The sequence below is a fragment of the Staphylococcus schleiferi genome (assembly GCF_025558325.1).
In the GTDB taxonomy this organism is placed as follows: Bacteria; Bacillota; Bacilli; order Staphylococcales; family Staphylococcaceae; genus Staphylococcus; species Staphylococcus schleiferi.
The window spans coordinates 1316894-1337907 of record NZ_CP094712.1 but is presented as its reverse complement, the minus strand read 5'-3'; the positions used below and the strand labels follow the sequence as shown (position 1 = coordinate 1337907).

Here is a 21014-nt window from a genome sequence, read left to right as displayed (position 1 = left end):
TCCACCCTTATAACATATTGAATATTCTTGCCTTAATTTCATCTGCCGATAAATTGTCTTTACAAATAATAAGGCATGTGTCATCTCCACAAATTGTCCCTAGAACTTCTTCCCAATCAATTTGATCGAGAATGGCACCTATTGATTGCGCGTTACCTGGCAATGTTTTTAATACTAACAAATTGTTTGCACTATCAATTTTTACAAATGAATCCATAAGATAACGACCCAACTTTTCTAAAGGATGATAGCGTCGGTCGTTAGGTAGACTATAAATATATTGACCACTAGCGGCTGGAACTTTAATCAGTTGAAGTTCTTTAATATCACGTGACACAGTGGCTTGTGTTACATTCATTTCATAATCATTTAAGCGCTTTACAAGTTCGTCTTGTGTTTCAATTTGTTCATTAGAAATAATTTCTCTGATTTTTATATGTCTCACAGATTTTTTAGGCATATTTGACACCTCATAACGAATATTTATACATTGATTTTACCATAATCTTATATGATTTACCTAATCAAGACATACGTAAGAATAGTCATTCATGCATACAAAAAATGACAAAAAATGGGCTGAGACTTTTTGACGTCCCAACCCTGAAATACCCTACATATTTGACTACTGATCTTTATTTAAAAATGCTTGTACTGTATGAACAAGGGGTTCACAAGTTAAACCTAAATCTTCAAGAATTTGGTCCACATTCCCATGTTCGATATAAATATTATCAATACCTAAGCGCTTAACACGATTTGCAAATGAATGATCAGTGAAATAATTAGCAATTTGACTACCCAATCCACCATTAAGCATGCCTTCCTCTACAGTGAGTACTGGCATATTTATTTCGCCTAATTGCTTTAACGTAGCCTCATCCATTGGCTTAATGTAGCGTGCATTAATCACACGGGCTTTGATGCCGAGTTTTGATAATTCTTCTGCTACTTCCATGAGTGTTGACACTGTAGGGCCGTAACTAATAAGAGCTATGTCGTCTCCCTCGGTTAGCGTTTCCCATGAGCCAATAGGAATATGACTGCGATTTTCATTAATTTTAACACCTAATCCATTGCCGCGAGGATAACGAATTGCGATTGGACCTTGCTCATAATGCATTGCAGTATAAACTAAATCTTTAGCTTCATTTTCATCTTTTGGCATCATAACGGTCATATTTGGAAATTGCGTTAAGAAACCGACATCAAAGACACCTTGATGCGTTTCACCATCAGCACCAACTAAACCTGAGCGATCAATACCAAAAATAACGTTTAAGTTTTGACGATCAACATCGTGTAGTACTTGATCGTATGCACGTTGCAAGAAAGTTGAATAGATTGCAACGTATGGCTTCATACCTTCCATTGCAAGGCCGGCAGCCATCGTAACTGCATGTTGCTCTGCGATACCAACATCAAAAAACTGTTCTGGAAGCTCAGATTGGAATTTAGTGAGTTTAGAACCAACTGGCATCGCAGGTGTAATCGCTACGACGCGTCTATCCTTTTTGGCATAGGAAAGGATTTCGTCGCTCATCAATTGACTCCATGATGGACCTACAGGTTGTCCTTTTATTTGCTCACCGGTATCAAGTTTATAAGGTCCAAGGCCGTGCCAAGTTCCAATCTTATCGTTTTCAGCTGGATGATAACCTTTACCTTTTTTTGTTACTACATGAATTAATACAGGTTTATTAATTGAGTCGGCAGCTGTCAGCGCATTTTCCAACTCTTCAAAATTATGGCCATCAACAGGTCCAATATAACGAATACCTAATTCTTCGAAAAATGCACCATCTACAACTAAATATTTTAAACTATCTTTGATACGGTCAGCAGATTCACGTAATCGGCTCCCCCCAGGTAATCGACTTAACACGCTCTCTGCATCGATTTTAAGACGATTGTAGCTTTGATTCATTCGAATTCGGCCCAACATATTATGCATTGCACCCACGTTAGGCGCAATGCTCATCTCGTTGTCATTTAATATAATTGTCATATTCGTACGATCATGACCAATATTATTTAAAGCTTCAAGCGCCATTCCTCCAGTCAACGCGCCGTCCCCTATTACAGGAACAATATGGTTGTGCTTACCTAGTATATCTCGCGCTTTAGCCATGCCCATTGCTGCTGATAATGATGTGGAGCTATGCCCGGCTTCCCACACATCATGCTCAGATTCTTTTAATTTTGGAAATCCACATAATCCTTTATACTGTCTTAATGTATTAAAATCATGTCCACGACCCGTCAAAATTTTGTGCGTATAGCTTTGGTGGCCTACGTCCCAAATAATTTTATCTTCAGGGCTATTAAAATGCTTGTGTAAAGCAATCGTCAGTTCAACGACACCTAAATTAGCACCAATATGCCCCCCGGTAACAGCACATGTTTGGATTAAAAACTGTCTTATATCGTGACTCAATGATTCAAGCTCACTTACAGAAAGACTTTTTAAAAATGAAGGATCCTGTATATTTCTTACATCCATTGAAATCACCCTTAATTTTTATGTCATTATGATTATAACATTACATGACTTTTATAGTATAGATTGAAATTAATTCTGTCGCTGATAAAAAAGCGTTAATAATTGCATTAAATCGGTTGTGTTATAGTTTGTAGACAACTGATTTAACAGTGCTTCCGCACTTTGAATATGGTTTTGAAGTTGTGCTTCAGCCTCAGCTTGACCTAGTAAAGAAACATACGTGCTTTTATGGTTGGCTTCATCACTACCTACAGGTTTACCTAACTGGTCTGCATCGCCATAAACATCCAAAAGGTCGTCTTTAATTTGAAATATGACGCCGAGATGTTTGGAAAACTGAATGAGTTGTTGTGTTACTTCAACTGGGGGTTGTGCGATAATTGTTGCTGCTTCAATCGCAAATTCAATAAGTGCCCCCGTTTTATGAGAATGAATTTGTTCTAATTGCTTAAGGTCAATCGCCTGATTTTCACTTTGCATATCTAAAACTTGGCCACCCACCATTCCCATATGGCCACTTGCTTTACTAAGGGATTGGATCAATTTCACCTTTTTTTCTGCACTAATGTCTTCATCACCCGTTATCATTTCAAATGCCTTGGTAAGCAGTGCATCACCTGCAAGTATTGCGAGCCATTCACCATAAACCGTATGATTTGTCGGTTTACCACGTCTTAAGTCATCATCGTCCATAGCTGGTAAGTCATCGTGTATTAACGAATATGTATGAACCATTTCAAGCCCTAAGGCGACACTAAATCCACTTTTTAATTGTTTTGGATTTAACATTTGAAGGGTTGCTAGCAAGAGTAAGGGTCTAATACGCTTTCCTCCCGCTTCCAATGAATAACGCATGCTTTCTTCTAAACGTGTTTTCAGACTTGTATCGTTAATTGAACGATGCAATACTTCGTTAAATTGGTCTAATAAGTTATTCAGATTTTGGTTCATCACTTTCATCTGCCTCTTCATCCATAAGTTGTGAAACTTTCTTTTCTGCATTTTTTAAAGTTGTTTCACATGACTTTGATAGTGCTATTCCTTTTTGATACAATTCTAATGATTTTTCTAAGGAAATCGTATCATTATCTAACTGATTCACAATTGATTCGAGCTCTTGCATCATTTCTTCAAATGAATTATTTTCTGTTGTCATTATTCCACCTTACCTTTTTAATTGTTGCATCTAGCTTCCCGTCTTTCATTGTGACTTCAATATTGTCCCCTTCATGAATATCATGGCTACTTGTGACGACATTATCATCTTTCATCACAATCGAGTATCCTCTTAACATTGTTTTCGTTGGGCTTAAATTATCAAGCGTCAGCAACTTTTGTTCAAACTGCTGTTTCTTTTGTGTGATCACACGTTGCATCTGCTTATTCAAAGCATTTTTAAAGTCTAAAGATTGCTGTTTTTGGCGCTGAATGTAATCATAAAAATACTTAATGCGAATACGTTGCTGAATGATATGAAGGCGCTGTTTTTCATATTGAAAACGATATTGCATAGACTGGTGAAGCATTCGGTCTAAGTCGTCGCGCTTTTGTGTTTGTTGATCGTACAAAAGCGATGGTTGCTTAAATTTATAATAAGATTGATATTGATTCAATTGCTGTGTTGCTTGTTTTAAATATTGTTTTATAAAACGATTTAAGTAATGACGACTTTTTGCCAATATCTGCAAAAGTTCTTTTTGATCAGGTGTAGCTAACATAGCTGCTTGAGTCGGTGTAGCAGCCCGTATATCTGCCACATAATCGCTTAACGTGGTATCTGTTTCATGACCTACAGCAGAAATGACAGGCGTTTGGCATGAAAAAATAGCTTTAACCACTTCTTCTTCATTAAAATTCCATAAATCCTCTATAGAGCCACCGCCACGGCCTAAAATGATGACATCCACATCTAAGCGATCTGCATATTGTAATTTTTCGATGATATCATTTTTAGCCTGACTTCCTTGTACAAGGGTACTGATTTTAATCTGTTCTGCCAAAGGATAACGACTATTGAGTGTGTTTTGAATATCACGAATTGCAGCACCAGTGCTTGCGGTTAATATGACAATTTTTTTAGGATATTTTGGCACTAATTTTTTATGTGATTGATCAAAATAGCCTTCTTTTGTGAGCTTAAGTTTTAACTGTTCGAATTTTTGATATAAGTTACCCACACCGTCTAGTTGCATTTTGTTTACATAGATTTGGTAATTACCACGACGTTCATAAACAGAGACACGTGCTTCAATGAGGACTTGATCGCCTTCTTTAGGTTCAAAATCCAAATGCGCCGCTTGGGCTTTGAACATCATAGCGGCAACAACGCTATCTGCATCTTTAACAGCAAAATAAAGATGGCCACTACTATGTCTTTTGAAATTCGAAAGCTCTCCTTTGATTAGAACAGATTGTAAATGTGGATCTTGATCAAATTTGAATTTAATGTATTTTGTTAACGCAGAAATTGTTAAATATTTTTCCATGTTATCACTCAATTTCTTTTGATATGACTTAATACGCCATTGATAAATTTATAATTGTCGTCATCACTAAATTGTTTAGCCAATTCAACAGCCTCGTTAATAATAACTTTTTCTGGTGTGTCACTATGATCAATTTCAAATGTCGCCATTCTCAAAATGATGCGGTCTGATTTTAATAAACGTGGAATTGTCCAACCATTTAAATGTGGGCTGATCTTTTCATCTAACACATTTTGATGGTCTTTGACACCAGAAACAAGCCATTTAATGAAGTCAAAATCTAAATCTGGATAGTCATCTTTAATAAAGCTGATGGCTTCATCGATTGTTAGTTCTGAATCTTTCATTTCTAGTTGAAATAATGTTTGGAAAGCTTGACTTCTCGCTTGTTTTCTACTCAATTTATTACGCTCCGTTCTTAAAAAATTAGTGACTATTTTTTAGCCATTTCTATATGTGTAATATGAACATTAATTTGTTGTGGTGAAAGTGCAGTCATTGTATGAATAGCACTATGAATGGATTCTTGAACTTTCAATGCTGTTTCTGACACTTTAACGCCATATTGTAATGAACAATAGACATCGATAAAAATTTCATTGTCTTTCGTGTCAATTTTGATACCTTTGTTTAAATTTTTGCGCCCAAAACGTTCTAATGTGGAATTTTTCAAGTCTGAAAAAACACCATGTACCCCTTTTACTTCTGAAACAGCAATACTAGCAATTAAAGAAATGACCTCGGGAACGATTTCGACTGTACCTAGATTTGGGTTGAAATTTTCAATTGGTTTAACCATATGAAATACCTCCATTCAAATTAATCTTCGTTATTCATAATATCGTATATCTCTAAAAACTTCGTGCTAAAGAAACCTTCATTAAAAACAGGATGGTTTAATAATCGGATATGGAATGGAATTGTTGTGTCAATACCTAAAACTACAAATTCGTTCAAAGCACGTAAACCAGACATAATGGCTTCTGCTCTAGTAGGTTGATGTACGATAAGTTTCGCAACCATTGAGTCATAGTACGGAGGTATTAAATAGTTTGTATAACAAGCAGAGTCGATACGAACGCCAAACCCACCTGGTGTCAAATATTGTTCGATTTTACCCGGTGAAGGCATAAAGTTTTTATAAGGATTTTCTGCATTGATACGGAACTCAATCGCATGCCCATTGATTTTGATATCTTCTTGTTTATAAGGGAGTTGCTCACCCATCGCAACTTTAATCTGTAGCTTCACTAGATCAACACCCGTTACCATTTCTGTAACAGGATGCTCAACTTGGATTCTCGTATTCATTTCCATAAAATAAAACTGGTTCTCATCCAAATCGTAAATAAACTCAATGGTACCCGCATTAAAATAATTAACGGCTTTTGCTGCCCTAATTGCAGCATCGCCCATTTCTTTTCTTTTTTCTTCAGTTAAAATTGGAGATGGTGATTCTTCGACTAGCTTCTGCATGCGTCGTTGAATGGTACAATCACGTTCTCCTAAATGAATCACATTGCCATATTCATCCCCAATAACTTGTATTTCAATATGTCTGAAGTTCTCAATAAATTTTTCTAAGTAAAGACCACCATTACCAAATGCAGTTTCAGCTTCTTGTTGTGTCATTTTATAGCCATTTATCAATTCATCTTCATCGCGTGCAATACGTATCCCTTTACCGCCACCACCGGCTGTGGCTTTAATAATAACAGGATATCCAATTTTATCTGCAGTTTGAATTGCATCTTCTATTGTATTAACTAAGCCTTCACTACCGGGTACGACAGGTACATTTGCGCGCTTCATCTCTTCTTTGGCGATATCTTTAATCCCCATTTTTTGAATAGATTCATAACTTGGCCCAATAAACTTAAGTTGAACCGCTTCACACAATTCAGCAAAATCCCCATTTTCTGCTAAAAAGCCATAGCCTGGATGAATTGCATCACAGCCAGTTGATGTCGCTATTGATAATATGTTCGGTATATTCAAATATGAATCTTTTGATTGCTTAGGTCCTACACAGTAGGCTTCGTCAGCTAGTTGAGTATGTAATGCATCTTTATCGCCTTCCGAATATATCGCTACTGTTTGGATACCCAATTCGTGGCACGCACGAATAATTCGTACTGCAATCTCACCACGGTTTGCAATTAATATTTTTTTCATATTACTTCACCTTGAATAAGGCTTGGCCATACTCAACCATTTGTCCGTCTTCAACGAGAATTTCAACGATTTCTCCTGAGACTTCAGCTTGAATTTCGTTAAACAATTTCATCGCTTCAAGAATGCAGACAGTCGTGTCATTAGAGACTTGATCTCCAACTTGAACATATGCGCTTTCTTCTGGTGAAGGTGATTTATAGAATGTACCAACCATTGGTGCATTGATTGTTTGAAGTTGATCATCACTTGAAGGTGCTTGGTTCATATCCTGATCAGGTGTTGATGATACTTGTTCAGTAAATGTATTAGGAGCTCCAACAGGTTGCGTCGGTGCAATTTGTTGAGTGACAATTTCTTTTTCTTTTTTTAGATTAACGATAGTCCCTTTATCTTCTATATTAATTTCAGTTAAGTTAGAGTGATCTAGAATATCGATTAATTCTTTAATCTCTTTAAAATTCATTTTGGTTACTCCCTTATGATTGATTATTTCTACCTTACTATTTTACTTGAGTGAAAGGGGCAATTCAAGAAAAGTCGTAATTCATGTGTTGTCATATCGAAAAACATCAAATCAAAAAAAGACTTGCATCAGATGTATAAAACATGATGCAAGCCCCTTTTTAATTAGGTATATGTTCGATATTGAACGATGAATACAATTACGCGCGTGAAACGTAACTTCCATCTGTTGTATTAATTACTAAAACGTCGCCTTCGTTAACGAATAGTGGTACGTTTAATGAATAACCCGTTTCAACAGTAGCTGATTTTGTAGCGCCTGTCGCAGTATCACCTTTGATACCCGGTTCTGTTTCAGTTACGCGTAGTTCAACAGTTTTTGGAAGTTCTACGCCAATTGTTTCGCCTTCATATGTTTGAATTTGAACATCCATGTTAGCAACTAAAAACTTTAATTCATGTTCTAAATATTGTGTTGTAAGTTCTGTTTGTTCAAATGTTTCATTGTCCATAAATACATGGTTGTCGCCATCAGCATATAAATATTGCATACGACGGTTTTCAATCATAGCAGGCTCTACTTTTTCACCTGCACGGAATGTCTTTTCTTGAATTGCACCTGTTCTTAAATTACGTAATTTTGATCTCACAAAAGCAGACCCTTTACCAGGTTTAACATGTTGGAATTCTAAAACTTTCCAAATGCCGTTATCGACAGAAATGGTTAAACCTGTTTTAAAATCATTTACAGAAATCATTCAGTTTCCTCCTCAGATTCACTCTTCTTATAAAATAATAAGGTCTTTTCGACAATTAGTAAAGCATTGACCGCCATTTTCTGTAATTAAAATGTCATCTTCAATACGAACACCACCAAGACCATTTACATATATACCCGGTTCAATCGTAACACAATGATTGATTTCAAGAACGGTATCAGATTTTTGAGAAAGCGCTGGTTGCTCATGTACATCTAATCCAATACCATGACCTAATGAATGACCAAAATTGTCACCGTAGCCTGCATCAGAAATCACTTGACGCGCGATTGAGTCGATTTCTTTACCAGTCATGCCTGCTTTAATCGCCTGAATTGCAGCTTCTTGACTTTTTAATACGATGTTATAAATTTTGATCATTTCATCAGAAGGTTGTCCCACTGCAAATGTTCTCGTAATATCAGAACTATAGCCTTGGTAGTAAGCTCCAAAATCTAAAGTAACCATATCTCCAGATTCGATGACTTTATCTGATGCGACACCGTGTGGGAGTGCGCCTCTTTTACCAGAAGCAACGATAGTATCAAATGATGTGTCGTCTGCACCTAGATGTAACATTTTACTTTCCAAATGCGCTTTTAATTCTTTTTCTGTCATCCCTGGTTTTGCCACAGTTAGAATATGTTCGTAAGCTTGGTCTACGATATCCGCTGCTTTTTGAATCAATTTAATTTCGTCCGTATCTTTTACGCGACGAATTTTTTCAATTTCATCGCCTATTGATATTAAATCGTGACGTCCTTGGTTTAATTTTAAAAAGGCATCATAAGAAACAAGGTGCCCTTCAAAACCTATATTTTGAAGGTTTAATTCTTGAATTTGTGTGATTACACTAGAATAAAGATCACTTTCTTGTTTAACAATTTCAAATAATGGTGCTTGTTCAGTTGCTTGATCGATATAGCGAAAATCCGTAATTAAACGGGCTTGATCTGCTGTAATTAATAAGCCACCGCTTGTTCCAGTAAAGCCAGATAAATAACGTCTATTAAAATCTGTGAGAACAACTAGGCCATCTATATGTTTTTCTTGTAATAGACTTCTTACTTTATTTATTCTATTTTTCATGATATTTTCCTCCTTGATATTTGTACTTAACTATATGATACCTTAAAATAAAAACAAGTATAATGAAAAACTATTAATGTTTAGGAGTTTATTATGAAAAAAAGAATGTTTGCGAGTTTAGGGCTAACGGTGCTACTAACGGGGTGTGGAAGTCAAAATTTATTGCCCCTTGAAGAAAAAAGTACGGATTTGAGTGACAAAAATCATGATTTGAAATTAGAAAATCAAGAACTTAAAAATGAGAATCATAAAAAACAAAAGCAATTAGATGCGTTGAAAAAAGACTCAGAAAATACTGGACAAGCTAAAACAAACAAAAAAATTGCAGATTACTTACAAATATCTTCAAAATACTATGGCTCAGTAACAAAAACAATTAATGACTATCAGGCGATTGATAGTCAAATTATGAAGAATAAAAAGGATCAAGATGTTATGGATCAACTTGATAGTGTTATTGAAGCGCATGATGATGCAATTGATCAATACAAAGAGAGCGTGAATGATTTATCGATTGTAAAAAAAGATGATAATGTAAAAAAACAACATAAACAAGTGTTGAAAGTACAAAAAGATATCAAAACAGCCTTAACTGAAATTAAAAAAGGTTATGCTAAAAAAGATTTGACTTCTATTCAAAGAGGACGTCAAAATTTGACAAACATTCAAGTAAAGAATGATAATTTGAAACAAAATTAAAGAGGTGTAAATAGAGATGAGCGCTTTGCAAAAAATCCTATTTGGTATCGTAATTATTATTGCGATAATCGGGTTAGTGTTGAATTTAGATCTTGTTTTATTTGGAATATTTAAATCAATTATCATGCTTATTGTGATGATTGCTGTGATTTATTTGATTTATTTCTTTTTCTTTTTAACGCCCGATCAAAGAAACTATAAATTGAGAGTGTGGAAAAATCGTTACCGACGCCGCAGATAATCCTTTAAGCGAGAAATACTAACTAAGAACAATAAAAAGCATGGCACAGTAATTATCATGTGTCATGCTTTTTTTCATTAATTTTATTTTCTGTATAAAAATGCTTCCGAGCGATATTTTTCTTCCAACGCTTTTACTTCTTCTTGTTGAGCCTCGGTCAATTCAAGCGGTTGATATTCCAAATCTAAAGCTTTTTTAAAGCCTTCTTTAAAAGCTACTTCCATTTCGGTTAATGATACATGACTATTAGACAAATCATTAATTGCGACCGCTTTTTCTACAAAAGCTTCCTTCATTTTGGCTTTTAATCGATCATTTTTAAAAATAAACATATCAAATAGATCATCGATGTCGACATCTTGTAGTATTGAACCGTGTTGTAAGATAACGCCTTTTTGACGTGTTTGCGCACTTCCGGCGATTTTTTTTCCTTCGACAACAAGTTCATACCAGCTTGGCGCATCGAAACATACCGAACTTCGTGGTTGTTTAAGTTTCTCACGTTCCTCTTTAGAGCGAGGTACTGCAAAATAAGCATCAAAACCAAGTGACTTGAAGCCTTCCAATAAACCTTCAGAAATGACACGGTACGCTTCAGTTACCGTTTTAGGCATATCTGGATGAGACTCAGGAACAATCACACTATATGTTAACTCTTTATCATGTAAGACACCTCTACCTCCAGTTTGTCGTCTTACAAGACCGTAACCTTTTTCTTTTACTTTGTTGATATCGATTTCTTTTGATAAACGTTGGAAATAACCAATCGACAATGTCGGTGGGTTCCACGTGTAAAATCTGATGACGGGATCGATTTCCCCTCTTGAGACAAAGTTTAATAATGCTTCGTCTAATGCCATATTATAATATGGGTCATGGCTCCCTGTATTAATAAAATGCCAAGTTTCTGTCATTTGACTTAAAGCCTCCTATGAACGACTTTGGCATATGTAGTGATTATATAAAAATACTAACATATGTCACAATATAAAAATTTTGATAAATCAGTCTATCAGTCTTATAATAATAATATCGGTATTTTAGGGAGGATGCAAGATGAGTAACATAACATGGATTGTTTTGATTGTGTTGGCTGCCGTCATTATTTGGATGGTAATTAATTATTTGATTAATAAAAAATCTGTTACAGAATTGGATCAAGAAGCTTTTCAACAAGGCATTCGAAAAGCACAAGTCATTGACCTTCGTGAAAAAGCAGATTATGACTATGGTCACATTAATGGTGCAAGAAACATACCTATGACCATGTTCCGTCAACGCTATCAAGGTTTACGAAAAGACCAACCGATTTATTTGGTTGATGCCAATGGTATCGCAAGTTATCGTGCGGCAAGAACGTTAAAGAAAAAAGGATATAAAGACTTATATATGCTAAAAGGCGGTTACAAAAAGTGGACTGGCAAAATTAAGTCTAAAAAGTAATTTTTAAAGCTAGAATGCTCCAACTTGACGATGGGTGCTCTAGCTTTATTTTAATGCTCAGTTAGGTTGAGCTCACACTCCTTATGAGCTGTGCTATATACCAGTGTGTTTAAATGTTACTGTTACTTTAATCGCCTCTTAAACTCAGTTCGATTGCGAGTCAAACTGTGTATGCTTCGTATCCTATTACAGTTAATAAATCATTATATTCAATCAAAAGAACCCTAGCATGTGCTGCTTTGCACGTACTAGGGTGATCATTTTATTTTTCTTCTTTTAAATTTTCAAATTTTAATATAGGCTTACGTGCTGCTGTTGTTTCATCTAATCGATCGATTATCGTTGTATGTGGCGCTTCTAAAACCTTATCAGGATCTTCTTCTGCTTCTTTAGCAATTTGAATTAAAGCGTCACAGAAATAATCTAACGTTTCTTTAGATTCTGTTTCAGTTGGCTCTATCATCATACCTTCATCAACAATCAGAGGGAAATAAACAGTAGGTGGATGAACACCAAAATCTAAGAGTCGTTTAGCCATATCTAATGTACGCACACCCAATTTTTTCTGTTTTGTACCGCTTAGTACAAATTCATGCTTACAATATTGATCAAATGGAATGACAAAAGTATCTTTAAGTCTCGCTTTCATGTAATTTGCATTAAGCACAGCTGCTTCTGACACTTCTCTCAAACCTTGGTAACCCATTGAGCGAATATACGTGTATGCACGTAAATAGATACCAAAATTACCATAAAACGGTTTAACACGACCAATCGAATGTTGGATGTCATTATCGTATTCAAAACGATCGCCATTTTTAACAACTAGTGGTTTTGGCAAATATTCTCTAAGGGACTTTTTAACACCAATTGGGCCTGAACCCGGTCCACCACCGCCATGTGGGCCAGTAAATGTTTTGTGTAAATTAAGATGTACAGCGTCAAAGCCCATATCACCTGGTCTAACTTTGTCCATAATAGCGTTTAAATTAGCGCCGTCGTAATAAAGCAATCCGCCTGCTTCGTGAACGATGTCTCGAATCTCCATAATATTAGTTTCAAATATTCCTAATGTATTAGGGTTGGTTAACATGATAGCTGCAGTTTTTTCACTGACTAACTCTTTTAGGTGATCAATATCGACTTCACCTTTTTCATTAGATTTCACAGTGACTGCTTTAAAACCAGCAAATACGGCTGAAGCTGGGTTTGTACCGTGCGCAGAGTCAGGAACAATAACTTCATCACGCTGTGTATCACCATTTTGTAAATGATAGGCTTTGAAAATCATTAAAGCAGTCCACTCACCATGTGCACCCGCTGCGGGTTGTAAAGAAATTTCATCCATGCCAGTAATTTCTTTAAGCTCTTCTTGCAAGCTGTAAATAATTTCTAATGAACCTTGAACTTGATTCACATCTTGAAGCGGGTGTGATTCAGCAAAGCCAGGAATGCGTGCGGCTTTTTCATTTACTTTAGGATTGTATTTCATTGTACAAGAACCTAATGGATAAAAGCCTGTATCTACACCGAAGTTTTTATGAGATAGTTCTGTATAATGACGAACAAGATCTAATTCTGATACTTCTGGAAATTCAGCCTTATTTTTACGAATGAATTTTGAATCTAATAACTTTTCCGCGACATTCTCGTTTATCTCTTTTTTAGGTAATGCATAGGCAAAGCGCCCTTCTTTTGAACGTTCAAATATTAATGGACTAGATTTACTTACCATTTAATTCACCCGCTTTCTTAACAAATGTATCAATTTCAGCTTTTGTTCTTAGTTCCGTTACAGCGACAAGCATATGGTTTTTGTATTGAGGATCAACGACACTTAAGTCGAAGCCACCAATAATACCTTCTTCAAGTAATAATGCGTTTACTTCTTCGATAGGTTTATTGAATTCAACGACAAATTCATTAAAAGAAGTGTCTTCATTGACTTTAAAACCATTGTTTTTAAACTGAGCTTTAGCATAATTGGCATTTTCAATATTTTGTTCAGCTATGTCATAGATTCCTTGTTTACCTAAAGCGGACATCGCAATTGAAGATGCGAGTGCATTTAAAGCTTGATTTGAACAAATGTTAGATGTAGCTGTTTCACGTCGAATATGTTGTTCGCGTGCCTGTAATGTTAAAACAAAACCGCGGTTACCATCATCATCTTGTGTTTGACCTACTAAACGTCCAGGTATCTTTCTCATTAATTGCTTCGTTGTCGCAAAATATCCACAGTGAGGTCCGCCGAATTGAGAAGGGATTCCAAACACTTGTGTATCACCAACAACGATATCTGCACCAAATTCACCCGGTGGCGTTAATAAACCTAATGAAAGTGGATTAGCAAAGACAATAAATAAAGCTTTTTTGTCTTTAATAAGCGCTTGAATGGCTTCTAAATCTTCTATTGAACCATAGAAATTAGGATATTGAACAGCAACAGCTGCTGTGTCATCGTCGATTGCTGCTTCAAGTTTTTCTAAATCAGTGATTGTACCTTCTAAATCGACTTCCACAACTTCATATTGCTCACGAATTGCAGAATATGTGTGTAATACTTGTAATGCTTGATAGTGTAAACCTTTTGAAACCACAATTTTACTTTTTTTAGTTTTCCCCCAAGCTAACAAACACGCTTCAGCAAAGCTTGTCATGCCGTCGTACATCGATGAGTTCGCTACGTCCATACCTGTTAACTCACAAATCATCGTTTGAAACTCAAATATAGCTTGTAGTTCACCTTGTGAAATTTCAGGTTGATAAGGTGTATAAGCAGTGTAGAATTCTGATCTAGAAATCATGGCATCTACCACTGCAGGTGCATAATGGTCATAAACACCCGCACCAAGGAAACTTGTATGTGTTTCTTTAGTTGTATTCTTATTTGCAATTCGATTTAATCGCTTTAGCAATTGTGTCTCTGGTTCAGCCTCTTCGATATTTAAATCTCGGTTTAGAAGGATGTTTTCAGGAACGTCACTATATAAATCTTGAATTGAATTTACCCCAATCGTTTCTAACATGTCCTTCTCATCTTGTTCAGTTAATGGAATATAACGATGACTCACACGATTCACTCCCTATTTTTCAATTTGATTTTTTTTAACAATTTGCGCTTTTACTTGTTTTTTTCTAACTTGAATAATGACTTCTTTTCCCATTTCAAATTCATCACGTTGAATAATTCCCATACCAATTGAGTGTCCTGTAGAAGGGGACTGAGTTCCAGACGTGACTTCACCTATTTCTTTGCCTTCTAAATTGTAAATGGTGTAACCTGTTCGAGGTATCCCTTTTTCAATCATTCGCAAGCCAATTGTACGTCTTGGTGCACCATTTTCTTTTTGTTCTTTGAGTACTGATTTTCCAATAAAATCGGCTTCAATGAGAGGTTTAGCGGCAAATGCAATTCCCCCTTCGTATGGTGTAATCATTTCACTTAAGTCTTGACCATGCAGAGGTAAGCCAGCTTCTAAACGTAACGTATCACGTGCACCTAAACCACAAGGAACCACATCAAGAGAAAGGAGTTTTTCCCATATGGCAACTACGTCTGCACTATCGCAATATATTTCGAAACCATCTTCTCCTGTGTACCCTGATTGAGATAAAATGACTTTTTTATCAAATAATTCTACCTCTTTTTTAAATTCAAACATTTTCATGTCGCTGATATCATCTTGAACCTGTGCTTGGATTAATTGACGTGCGTTTGGACCTTGTACAGCGAGTTGTCCGTAACTTGATGACACATTTTCAACCTTAGCATCAAAATCTTGACTATGATCAACAATCCATTGATAGTCTTTTTCTACGTTTGCAGCATTAACAATAAGTAAATAACGTTGTGTATCCAATTGATAAATAACTAAATCATCAATTACACCACCATGTTCATTGCACAATGCTGTATATTGTGCTTTTGAAAGTGTTAGTTGTTCTGTATCATTTGAAAGTACATACTGGACTAACTTTGCTGCATCAGGACCTTCGATGATAATTTCCCCCATATGACTGACATCGAATAATCCCACATTAGATCGAACAGCATTATGCTCTTCTTTAATACTTGAAAATTGAACAGGCATTGCCCAACCACCGAATTCAACAATTTTTGCACTAGCATCAACATAGTGTTGATATAACGGGGTTTGTTTTAAACCTTCAGACATGAAAATACCCTCCTAATTGTTTAATAAAAAAACAGAAGAGTAGTTGAACTACTCCCCTGTTGAAATCCCTTCAGGAATGCGTCACAATATTATCCTTTTGCCTGAGAGATTCGTAATCCAAGTTACTTGCTCCTTCGGCGATGGCCCATGCCATGCTCTCTAATATTGATCGTTCGCAAATATTGTGTTTTTAATTTCATTAAGTGTTTCTCGCAATGATATTTTGGATGAAATCTTAATGAATGCGATTTCATTATATCTTGAATTACGACTATAATACAAGCTTTTTAAGGCGTCATAACTTTTTTTGTTTGCATTAGGTCGATTCGCATCATTTTTAATGCGTTCATATAAAATTTCGAAGGGTGCATCTATCCAAACAACCGTTATTTCCTGTTTTTTTAGAAAATTGAATGTTTGATCGTCTGATAGTATACCGCCACCTGTGGCTATAATATCATATTTTTCTAGTGCATGTTTTAAATATTGACATTCATATCTTCTAAATGCTTTTTCCCCTTCTAACTCAAAAATTTCTGGTATTGATTGATTCAATTGCGCTTCAACCAAACTGTCTAAATCAGTAAATGAGCAATTGAGTTCACGTGATAAAATTTTGCCAATTGTGGATTTACCTGCGCCCATGAATCCTATTAATACGATAGGCATTTTACTAGTTGTCTTCAATCGTTACTCACCTTTTTCTATTGTTTGCCTAATGTGATGTTCATAATCATCAGTAATAGCATCTATTGTTTGTAATTTTAGACTATAAATCATTAAATAAAAAGCATTAAATGAAAAATAAGCAGTAAATATAACGAGAAGTAAAGGTAGTGTGAACCCTTTCTTAGAAGAGAATTTCTTTTTCGTGAAAACCATTCCTTTCACGGTACTTTATTCGCATTAAAATATATTTGTTACTAACTTTTGTGAAAACTACGTTCATCACCTCATTACATAGCGTAATATTTCCTCTATGATTCACAGTTTTAATGATTTTTTGATTTTGGAGATAATAATTAATTTTTGATTGTTTGTTTTGAATTTCAATTCCCTTTTTTAGTAATAATACATCTTTAATATCAGTGTGGTTTAAATGATCGGAGATATCTTTAATCATCATTTCTAAATCATAAGTTCTATCATCAAAAAGTGTGTGTTTATGTTGGCTGAATGTCATGATAAAAAATGGGATAAGCATTATGATTAAGCATTGCGCTAGTAATGCTATCAAACTTTCAATGAGTGTGAATCCCCTTTTTGATATAACAATATTTTTGATGAGACTGTAAATTTTGTATACAAATACGCTGTTTCTGAGGAATGACTTCATAATGTGCTATTCTTAACCTTTCATGAGGGATATTTTTTCTAACAATTTGGTATAGCGCTCGTTTAAGCTCCAATTGTTCGACTTCATTCCGATAAGTGGTTAACATTTGTTGATTTAATGGTAGCATTTGATTCGCTAAAACAACCAAGATAGAAATTGCAAAAAGCGCCTCTATTAACAAGTAACCTTTTTTTATTTTAAATATTTGATACGATACCTCCCTTGTTCAATATGAAAAATCAGAGCAATCGTTTGACCTTGATATTCAAAATATAACGTTCCAAACTTTGAAATTTGCCCTTTTTCATCAAATTTTAGATATGGCAGATTAGAACTCGTTTTTAATTTAAGGGGATTTAATTTAAGCAAGCGTGTTGTTTGGGGATATGAAGTAACAATTTTAATGTCATTGTATTGTTTGCGAAAAAGCATCAATATGGATTGATGATGTTTGATTGCCTGTGATTGATAGAAGTCAATCTCGCTTGTAAGCTTTTTAATCTCATATTGACATTGTAGATGAGAAAAATCAAATTTTGGATGTGTCATCACAATGGATAGAAAAACAATGATAATTGATAATACAACTAACATTTCTACAAGTGTATAGCCATCACGACGCAACCGCTTCGCCTGCATTGATAGAAATCGTTTCTCCAGATTTACATTGTTTTTGACTTTCTTTAATATAGCCTTCTCTAACTAAATCATCAATCGTTGCAGGTTTGTGATTGAACTTCAAAGCATAAGCTTCGATTTGACTATCTATCATTTTCAATTGAGCGCTACAGCCTGTCTTCTGAATGTGCTCAGATTGTTTAGCGATGTTAGGAATGATTAAAATGAGTAATACACTAATAATTAATAATACGAGTAGCATTTCTATGAGTGTAAAGCCTTTTTTTACTAATAATTTTGTCATTATATTTTTAAGCATATCAATATCTCCTATTCTTTTATTGTTTGCATCATTTCAAAAACGGGAAGCATCATGACTAAATAAACACATAATACAAGTAAACCAATTAAGGTGAACATAATGGGCTGAATCCATTTAATGTGTTGGTGTAAAAAATGTTCAATATGGTCAAGTAAAAATATGCTATACATTTGGAGTTCGACATCCAATTTGTCTCGCATTTCACCATGTTGAATATATTGAATAAACTGATTTTCAAAACAATTGAGTTGCGTAAATATAGTTGAAAAGGAAACGCCATTTTGAAGTTGATATTGCAAAGTACGACCAATATATGTGAGAAATAAACTTTCCTGTTGATGGATATAAATTTGGACAATATCATTCAATGTAATGCCATTTTTAAAAAATAAAACGAAATGATTTGTAATGTTATAGGTGTTGTAAAGTTTGTAGTATTTTCTGAGGAATGGGAAGCGGTTAATCCAATGGATTTGCTGACGAATAGTAAGTTGCTTAAAAAAGTGGCGAACTAAAAAGAAAATTACGATCAAACAAAGTAGTAGGACTATTGAAGTAAGTGAAAAGTTTTGGATAAAAGCTTTTATGATTTTTTGTAAAAACGAGGCTTCTATCTGCATATTGTCATACATTTGATTAAATTGAGGCATAACGGTGTGGTTCAAAGTCGTGATTAGCGCGAAAAAAATAAAAATAAGTACAATAGGATATTGTATTGTTTTAACAAATTGTTTTTTTAGCTTTCTGTTTTTACTGTAAAATTGGTGGCATAATTGCAGTGTTTCTGGGAGAGAGCCATATTTTTCAGCGAAATATAATTGGAGTAAGACGGTTTGGGGATAACCTAAAATACGGAAAACTTCATAACATGTAGCACCTTGATTCAAGGCGTTAATCAATATTGAATGAAATCGTGTGTTTTTGATTTGGAGTTGGTCATATATAAACTTCATCGCTTCAGCGAAGGTAAAACCATGCACTAAAAGTTGTGATAGGCGTTCCATTATTAATAGATGATTTGAGCGTATGTGGCGTAATGTTTTTCTATGTTGAATATTTTCGTAATATTTTTTCATCGATCACGCCTTCTTGGTTTAAAGAATGCAACTTATCTACTAAGCTTTCAAATGCTGCAGGTAATTTAAAATTATTTTTTAAGAAAAATTGAATTTCAGATTGATTCATTGTTTCATAAACAAGTTGTCGGTTATCGTTTTTAGTTGTAATTAAACGTTGATTAATAATCATATTAATAGATTGTGACAAGTCTTGCTGTGACAGTCCCATTTCTATCAGCCTTAATAATACACCAGAGCAGTCATTCGCATGAATTGTGGATAATACTAAATGGCCACTTAAACTCGCTTGAATGACGTCTCTGGCAATATATTTATCTCTTATTTCACCAATTAGAATAACATCTGGATCACATTTTAAAATGGCTTTCAAGGAAGAACTATATGTGATATCGGCTTTTTCATTTACTGAAATTTGTGTAATACCGTTTACAAGCTGTTCGACGGGATCCTCAATTGTAATAATATTAAGATTTAATTTTTGCTTTGCATAAACGACCATTTGATACATCAACGTACTTTTACCTGCACCCGTTGGACCACTAAATAATATGAGGCCCTGCTTTTTTTCCATTGTTGTTTTAATATCTATTACTGAGTCTAAATTTGAAGTTTGGAAATATTGGGGTGTTATGCGTATGACACAACTTTCAGTACCTAAATTAAGTGGCAAAGTAGATACGCGTAGATAATATAAATTTTTATACTCATAAATATATCTACCGCTTTGTGCTTTGTGGCGTGTTGTAATATCAAGTCCAGCTTGAAACTTTAAAAGCGTGAGTAATTTTTGATAGGTTTCTTTATTCAACGTGTCATACATGATTAACTGATCTTTAACTCTTAATTTCACCTCAACTTGTGATTGTGAAGGTATAAAATGAATATCACTTGCTTCACTTTGAATCGCATATTGGATGACATGGTCAAATAATAATTGCATAAAAAATCACCTCTTACATCTATACACGTAAGAGGTGATTAAATTACTTTAAAATTTTTAGCCATGAAGATATGGATTCATATATTCATTTTCAACAGTTGTGAATGGACCATGTCCTGGATATAATGGCAACGTTTCATCTAAATTAAAAATCTTATCTTGAATTGAATCAACAAGTGTTTCATAGTTACCACGGTATAAATCCGTTCTACCAATACCATTATTAAATAAAGTATCTCCAACAACTGCAAATTCATCAAAAACATATGTCAGACTTCCTGGTGAATGCCCAGGTGTATGCAATGCATCAAATTGAAATTGTCCAATTTGATGATGACCCTCTTCGATCGCAGTAGGCTGTGCATGGCTCGTGATGATTGGTAAGCCATATGCTTGGAATTGGACAGAGCCATTCTTTTCTGGTTCAGAAAGAAAATCAAATTCTTCAGGATGCATATATACTGGCACGTCATATTGTTCTAAAACATCATCTAGTGCTGCAATATGATCAAAATGTGCATGTGTGAGCAAAATTGCTTTCAATTGCTTTTGAGATTGCTGTATACGATTTAGTATTTTTTTAGATTCTGATGACGGGTCGATTAAAATCAATTCTGTATCATTTTCAATAAAATACGTATTTGTGCTGACGATCCCTAAAGTCAGGTAGGAAATTTTCATATTT

At 34.8% G+C, this 21014-nt stretch carries 24 protein-coding genes and 1 riboswitch; of the genes, 3 read left to right on the top strand and 21 right to left on the bottom strand.

Annotated features, from left to right (window positions below; translation table 11 throughout):
* Nucleotides 1-7 precede the first annotated feature (7 nt).
* The 11 genes from ahrC to MUA40_RS06250 form a co-directional block, all read right to left on the bottom strand.
* Nucleotides 8-460, bottom strand: a complete 453-nt coding sequence (ahrC, locus tag MUA40_RS06300; protein WP_016425149.1) for a transcriptional regulator AhrC/ArgR — start codon at nucleotides 458-460, stop codon at nucleotides 8-10.
* Nucleotides 461-625: 165 nt separating this feature from the next.
* Complete coding sequence (gene dxs / locus MUA40_RS06295) at nucleotides 626-2503, bottom strand: 1-deoxy-D-xylulose-5-phosphate synthase (protein ID WP_167732862.1); 1878 nt, start codon at nucleotides 2501-2503, stop codon at nucleotides 626-628.
* Nucleotides 2504-2572: 69 nt separating this feature from the next.
* Complete coding sequence (locus MUA40_RS06290; protein ID WP_167732873.1) at nucleotides 2573-3454, bottom strand: polyprenyl synthetase family protein; 882 nt, start codon at nucleotides 3452-3454, stop codon at nucleotides 2573-2575.
* Nucleotides 3435-3659: an exodeoxyribonuclease VII small subunit gene (locus tag MUA40_RS06285; protein WP_016425152.1), complete on the bottom strand. Its 225-nt coding sequence runs from the start codon at nucleotides 3657-3659 to the stop codon at nucleotides 3435-3437. The genes MUA40_RS06290 and MUA40_RS06285 overlap by 20 nt, the downstream gene beginning before the upstream one ends.
* On the bottom strand, nucleotides 3643-4989 hold the full coding sequence (gene xseA, locus MUA40_RS06280) for an exodeoxyribonuclease VII large subunit (protein ID WP_016425153.1): 1347 nt from the start codon (nucleotides 4987-4989) through the stop codon (nucleotides 3643-3645). The genes MUA40_RS06285 and xseA overlap by 17 nt, the downstream gene beginning before the upstream one ends.
* 8 nt (nucleotides 4990-4997) lie before the next feature.
* Nucleotides 4998-5390, bottom strand: coding sequence for a transcription antitermination factor NusB (gene nusB, locus MUA40_RS06275; RefSeq protein WP_016425154.1), 393 nt, complete (start codon nucleotides 5388-5390; stop codon nucleotides 4998-5000).
* Between the two features lie 32 nt (nucleotides 5391-5422).
* A complete protein-coding gene (locus MUA40_RS06270; RefSeq protein WP_016425155.1) occupies nucleotides 5423-5788 on the bottom strand; it encodes an Asp23/Gls24 family envelope stress response protein in 366 nt (121 codons plus the stop codon).
* A gap of 20 nt (nucleotides 5789-5808) precedes the next feature.
* Entirely contained in the window at nucleotides 5809-7164 is a 1356-nt protein-coding gene (gene accC / locus MUA40_RS06265) for an acetyl-CoA carboxylase biotin carboxylase subunit (RefSeq protein ID WP_167732863.1), read from the bottom strand.
* Nucleotide 7165: 1 nt separating this feature from the next.
* Nucleotides 7166-7627: an acetyl-CoA carboxylase biotin carboxyl carrier protein gene (gene accB / locus MUA40_RS06260; RefSeq protein WP_016425157.1), complete on the bottom strand. Its 462-nt coding sequence runs from the start codon at nucleotides 7625-7627 to the stop codon at nucleotides 7166-7168.
* 199 nt (nucleotides 7628-7826) lie between these two features.
* Nucleotides 7827-8384: an elongation factor P gene (gene efp, locus MUA40_RS06255; protein WP_016425158.1), complete on the bottom strand. Its 558-nt coding sequence runs from the start codon at nucleotides 8382-8384 to the stop codon at nucleotides 7827-7829.
* 27 nt (nucleotides 8385-8411) lie between these two features.
* Complete coding sequence (locus MUA40_RS06250) at nucleotides 8412-9473, bottom strand: M24 family metallopeptidase (protein ID WP_016425159.1); 1062 nt, start codon at nucleotides 9471-9473, stop codon at nucleotides 8412-8414.
* Between the two features lie 93 nt (nucleotides 9474-9566).
* Here MUA40_RS06250 and MUA40_RS06245 point away from each other — a divergent pair, with 93 nt between their 5' ends.
* The gene (locus tag MUA40_RS06245) at nucleotides 9567-10172 is read left to right on the top strand and encodes a hypothetical protein (protein ID WP_167732864.1); all 606 of its coding nucleotides are present in this window, start codon (nucleotides 9567-9569) and stop codon (nucleotides 10170-10172) included.
* Nucleotides 10173-10197: 25 nt separating this feature from the next.
* On the top strand, nucleotides 10198-10413 hold the full coding sequence (locus tag MUA40_RS06240) for an SA1362 family protein (protein WP_037559273.1): 216 nt from the start codon (nucleotides 10198-10200) through the stop codon (nucleotides 10411-10413).
* Between the two features lie 83 nt (nucleotides 10414-10496).
* On the opposite strand, the gene MUA40_RS06235 is transcribed toward MUA40_RS06240, so the two are convergent.
* A complete protein-coding gene (locus MUA40_RS06235) occupies nucleotides 10497-11327 on the bottom strand; it encodes a lipoate--protein ligase family protein (RefSeq protein WP_016425162.1) in 831 nt (276 codons plus the stop codon).
* 196 nt (nucleotides 11328-11523) lie between these two features.
* Here MUA40_RS06235 and MUA40_RS06230 point away from each other — a divergent pair, with 196 nt between their 5' ends.
* Nucleotides 11524-11856, top strand: a complete 333-nt coding sequence (locus MUA40_RS06230) for a rhodanese-like domain-containing protein (RefSeq protein WP_371317743.1) — start codon at nucleotides 11524-11526, stop codon at nucleotides 11854-11856.
* 262 nt (nucleotides 11857-12118) lie between these two features.
* Here MUA40_RS06230 and gcvPB read toward each other — a convergent pair whose 3' ends face one another.
* The 9 genes from gcvPB to MUA40_RS06185 form a co-directional block, all read right to left on the bottom strand.
* Nucleotides 12119-13591, bottom strand: coding sequence for an aminomethyl-transferring glycine dehydrogenase subunit GcvPB (gene gcvPB, locus MUA40_RS06225; RefSeq protein WP_262569229.1), 1473 nt, complete (start codon nucleotides 13589-13591; stop codon nucleotides 12119-12121).
* Nucleotides 13581-14930: an aminomethyl-transferring glycine dehydrogenase subunit GcvPA gene (gcvPA, locus tag MUA40_RS06220; protein ID WP_016425165.1), complete on the bottom strand. Its 1350-nt coding sequence runs from the start codon at nucleotides 14928-14930 to the stop codon at nucleotides 13581-13583. Before gcvPA ends, gcvPB begins: the two co-directional genes overlap by 11 nt.
* Nucleotides 14931-14942: 12 nt before the next feature.
* Nucleotides 14943-16034: a glycine cleavage system aminomethyltransferase GcvT gene (gene gcvT / locus MUA40_RS06215; RefSeq protein ID WP_016425166.1), complete on the bottom strand. Its 1092-nt coding sequence runs from the start codon at nucleotides 16032-16034 to the stop codon at nucleotides 14943-14945.
* 79 nt (nucleotides 16035-16113) lie between these two features.
* Nucleotides 16114-16207: riboswitch (glycine riboswitch) on the bottom strand.
* Nucleotides 16194-16721 (bottom strand): shikimate kinase, encoded by a 528-nt coding sequence (locus tag MUA40_RS06210; RefSeq protein WP_016425167.1) that lies wholly within the window; start codon nucleotides 16719-16721, stop codon nucleotides 16194-16196. It overlaps the preceding riboswitch by 14 nt.
* 841 nt (nucleotides 16722-17562) lie before the next feature.
* Nucleotides 17563-18009, bottom strand: a complete 447-nt coding sequence (gene comGD, locus MUA40_RS06205; protein ID WP_016425169.1) for a competence type IV pilus minor pilin ComGD — start codon at nucleotides 18007-18009, stop codon at nucleotides 17563-17565.
* On the bottom strand, nucleotides 17984-18307 hold the full coding sequence (gene comGC / locus MUA40_RS06200) for a competence type IV pilus major pilin ComGC (RefSeq protein WP_016425170.1): 324 nt from the start codon (nucleotides 18305-18307) through the stop codon (nucleotides 17984-17986). The genes comGD and comGC overlap by 26 nt, the downstream gene beginning before the upstream one ends.
* Before the next feature lie 11 nt (nucleotides 18308-18318).
* On the bottom strand, nucleotides 18319-19386 hold the full coding sequence (comGB, locus tag MUA40_RS06195) for a competence type IV pilus assembly protein ComGB (protein ID WP_262569228.1): 1068 nt from the start codon (nucleotides 19384-19386) through the stop codon (nucleotides 18319-18321).
* On the bottom strand, nucleotides 19355-20329 hold the full coding sequence (comGA, locus tag MUA40_RS06190) for a competence type IV pilus ATPase ComGA (protein WP_194369115.1): 975 nt from the start codon (nucleotides 20327-20329) through the stop codon (nucleotides 19355-19357). Before comGA ends, comGB begins: the two co-directional genes overlap by 32 nt.
* A gap of 57 nt (nucleotides 20330-20386) precedes the next feature.
* Nucleotides 20387-21010 (bottom strand): MBL fold metallo-hydrolase, encoded by a 624-nt coding sequence (locus MUA40_RS06185; protein WP_016425174.1) that lies wholly within the window; start codon nucleotides 21008-21010, stop codon nucleotides 20387-20389.
* Nucleotides 21011-21014: the final 4 nt, after the last annotated feature.

Bases quoted from the DNA above. Each gene is read 5' to 3' on its own strand.
- MUA40_RS06230 (WP_371317743.1), top strand. From the start codon at position 11,524: ATGGTAATTAATTATTTGATTAATAAAAAATCTGTTACAGAATTGGAT.
- gcvT (WP_016425166.1), bottom strand. From the start codon at position 16,034: ATGTCTGAAGGTTTAAAACAAACCCCGTTATATCAACACTATGTTGAT.
- comGC (WP_016425170.1), bottom strand. From the start codon at position 18,307: ATGCTTAAAAATATAATGACAAAATTATTAGTAAAAAAAGGCTTTACA.
- MUA40_RS06285 (WP_016425152.1), bottom strand. From the start codon at position 3,659: ATGACAACAGAAAATAATTCATTTGAAGAAATGATGCAAGAGCTCGAA.
- efp (WP_016425158.1), bottom strand. From the start codon at position 8,384: ATGATTTCTGTAAATGATTTTAAAACAGGTTTAACCATTTCTGTCGAT.
- MUA40_RS06270 (WP_016425155.1), bottom strand. From the start codon at position 5,788: ATGGTTAAACCAATTGAAAATTTCAACCCAAATCTAGGTACAGTCGAA.
- MUA40_RS06245 (WP_167732864.1), top strand. From the start codon at position 9,567: ATGAAAAAAAGAATGTTTGCGAGTTTAGGGCTAACGGTGCTACTAACG.
- dxs (WP_167732862.1), bottom strand. From the start codon at position 2,503: ATGGATGTAAGAAATATACAGGATCCTTCATTTTTAAAAAGTCTTTCT.
- accB (WP_016425157.1), bottom strand. From the start codon at position 7,627: ATGAATTTTAAAGAGATTAAAGAATTAATCGATATTCTAGATCACTCT.
- MUA40_RS06290 (WP_167732873.1), bottom strand. From the start codon at position 3,454: ATGAACCAAAATCTGAATAACTTATTAGACCAATTTAACGAAGTATTG.
- comGB (WP_262569228.1), bottom strand. From the start codon at position 19,386: ATGAAAAAATATTACGAAAATATTCAACATAGAAAAACATTACGCCAC.
- MUA40_RS06250 (WP_016425159.1), bottom strand. From the start codon at position 9,473: ATGAAAAATAGAATAAATAAAGTAAGAAGTCTATTACAAGAAAAACAT.
- ahrC (WP_016425149.1), bottom strand. From the start codon at position 460: ATGCCTAAAAAATCTGTGAGACATATAAAAATCAGAGAAATTATTTCT.
- comGA (WP_194369115.1), bottom strand. From the start codon at position 20,329: ATGCAATTATTATTTGACCATGTCATCCAATATGCGATTCAAAGTGAA.
- MUA40_RS06185 (WP_016425174.1), bottom strand. From the start codon at position 21,010: ATGAAAATTTCCTACCTGACTTTAGGGATCGTCAGCACAAATACGTAT.
- accC (WP_167732863.1), bottom strand. From the start codon at position 7,164: ATGAAAAAAATATTAATTGCAAACCGTGGTGAGATTGCAGTACGAATT.
- gcvPB (WP_262569229.1), bottom strand. From the start codon at position 13,591: ATGGTAAGTAAATCTAGTCCATTAATATTTGAACGTTCAAAAGAAGGG.
- MUA40_RS06235 (WP_016425162.1), bottom strand. From the start codon at position 11,327: ATGACAGAAACTTGGCATTTTATTAATACAGGGAGCCATGACCCATAT.
- comGD (WP_016425169.1), bottom strand. From the start codon at position 18,009: ATGCAGGCGAAGCGGTTGCGTCGTGATGGCTATACACTTGTAGAAATG.
- xseA (WP_016425153.1), bottom strand. From the start codon at position 4,989: ATGGAAAAATATTTAACAATTTCTGCGTTAACAAAATACATTAAATTC.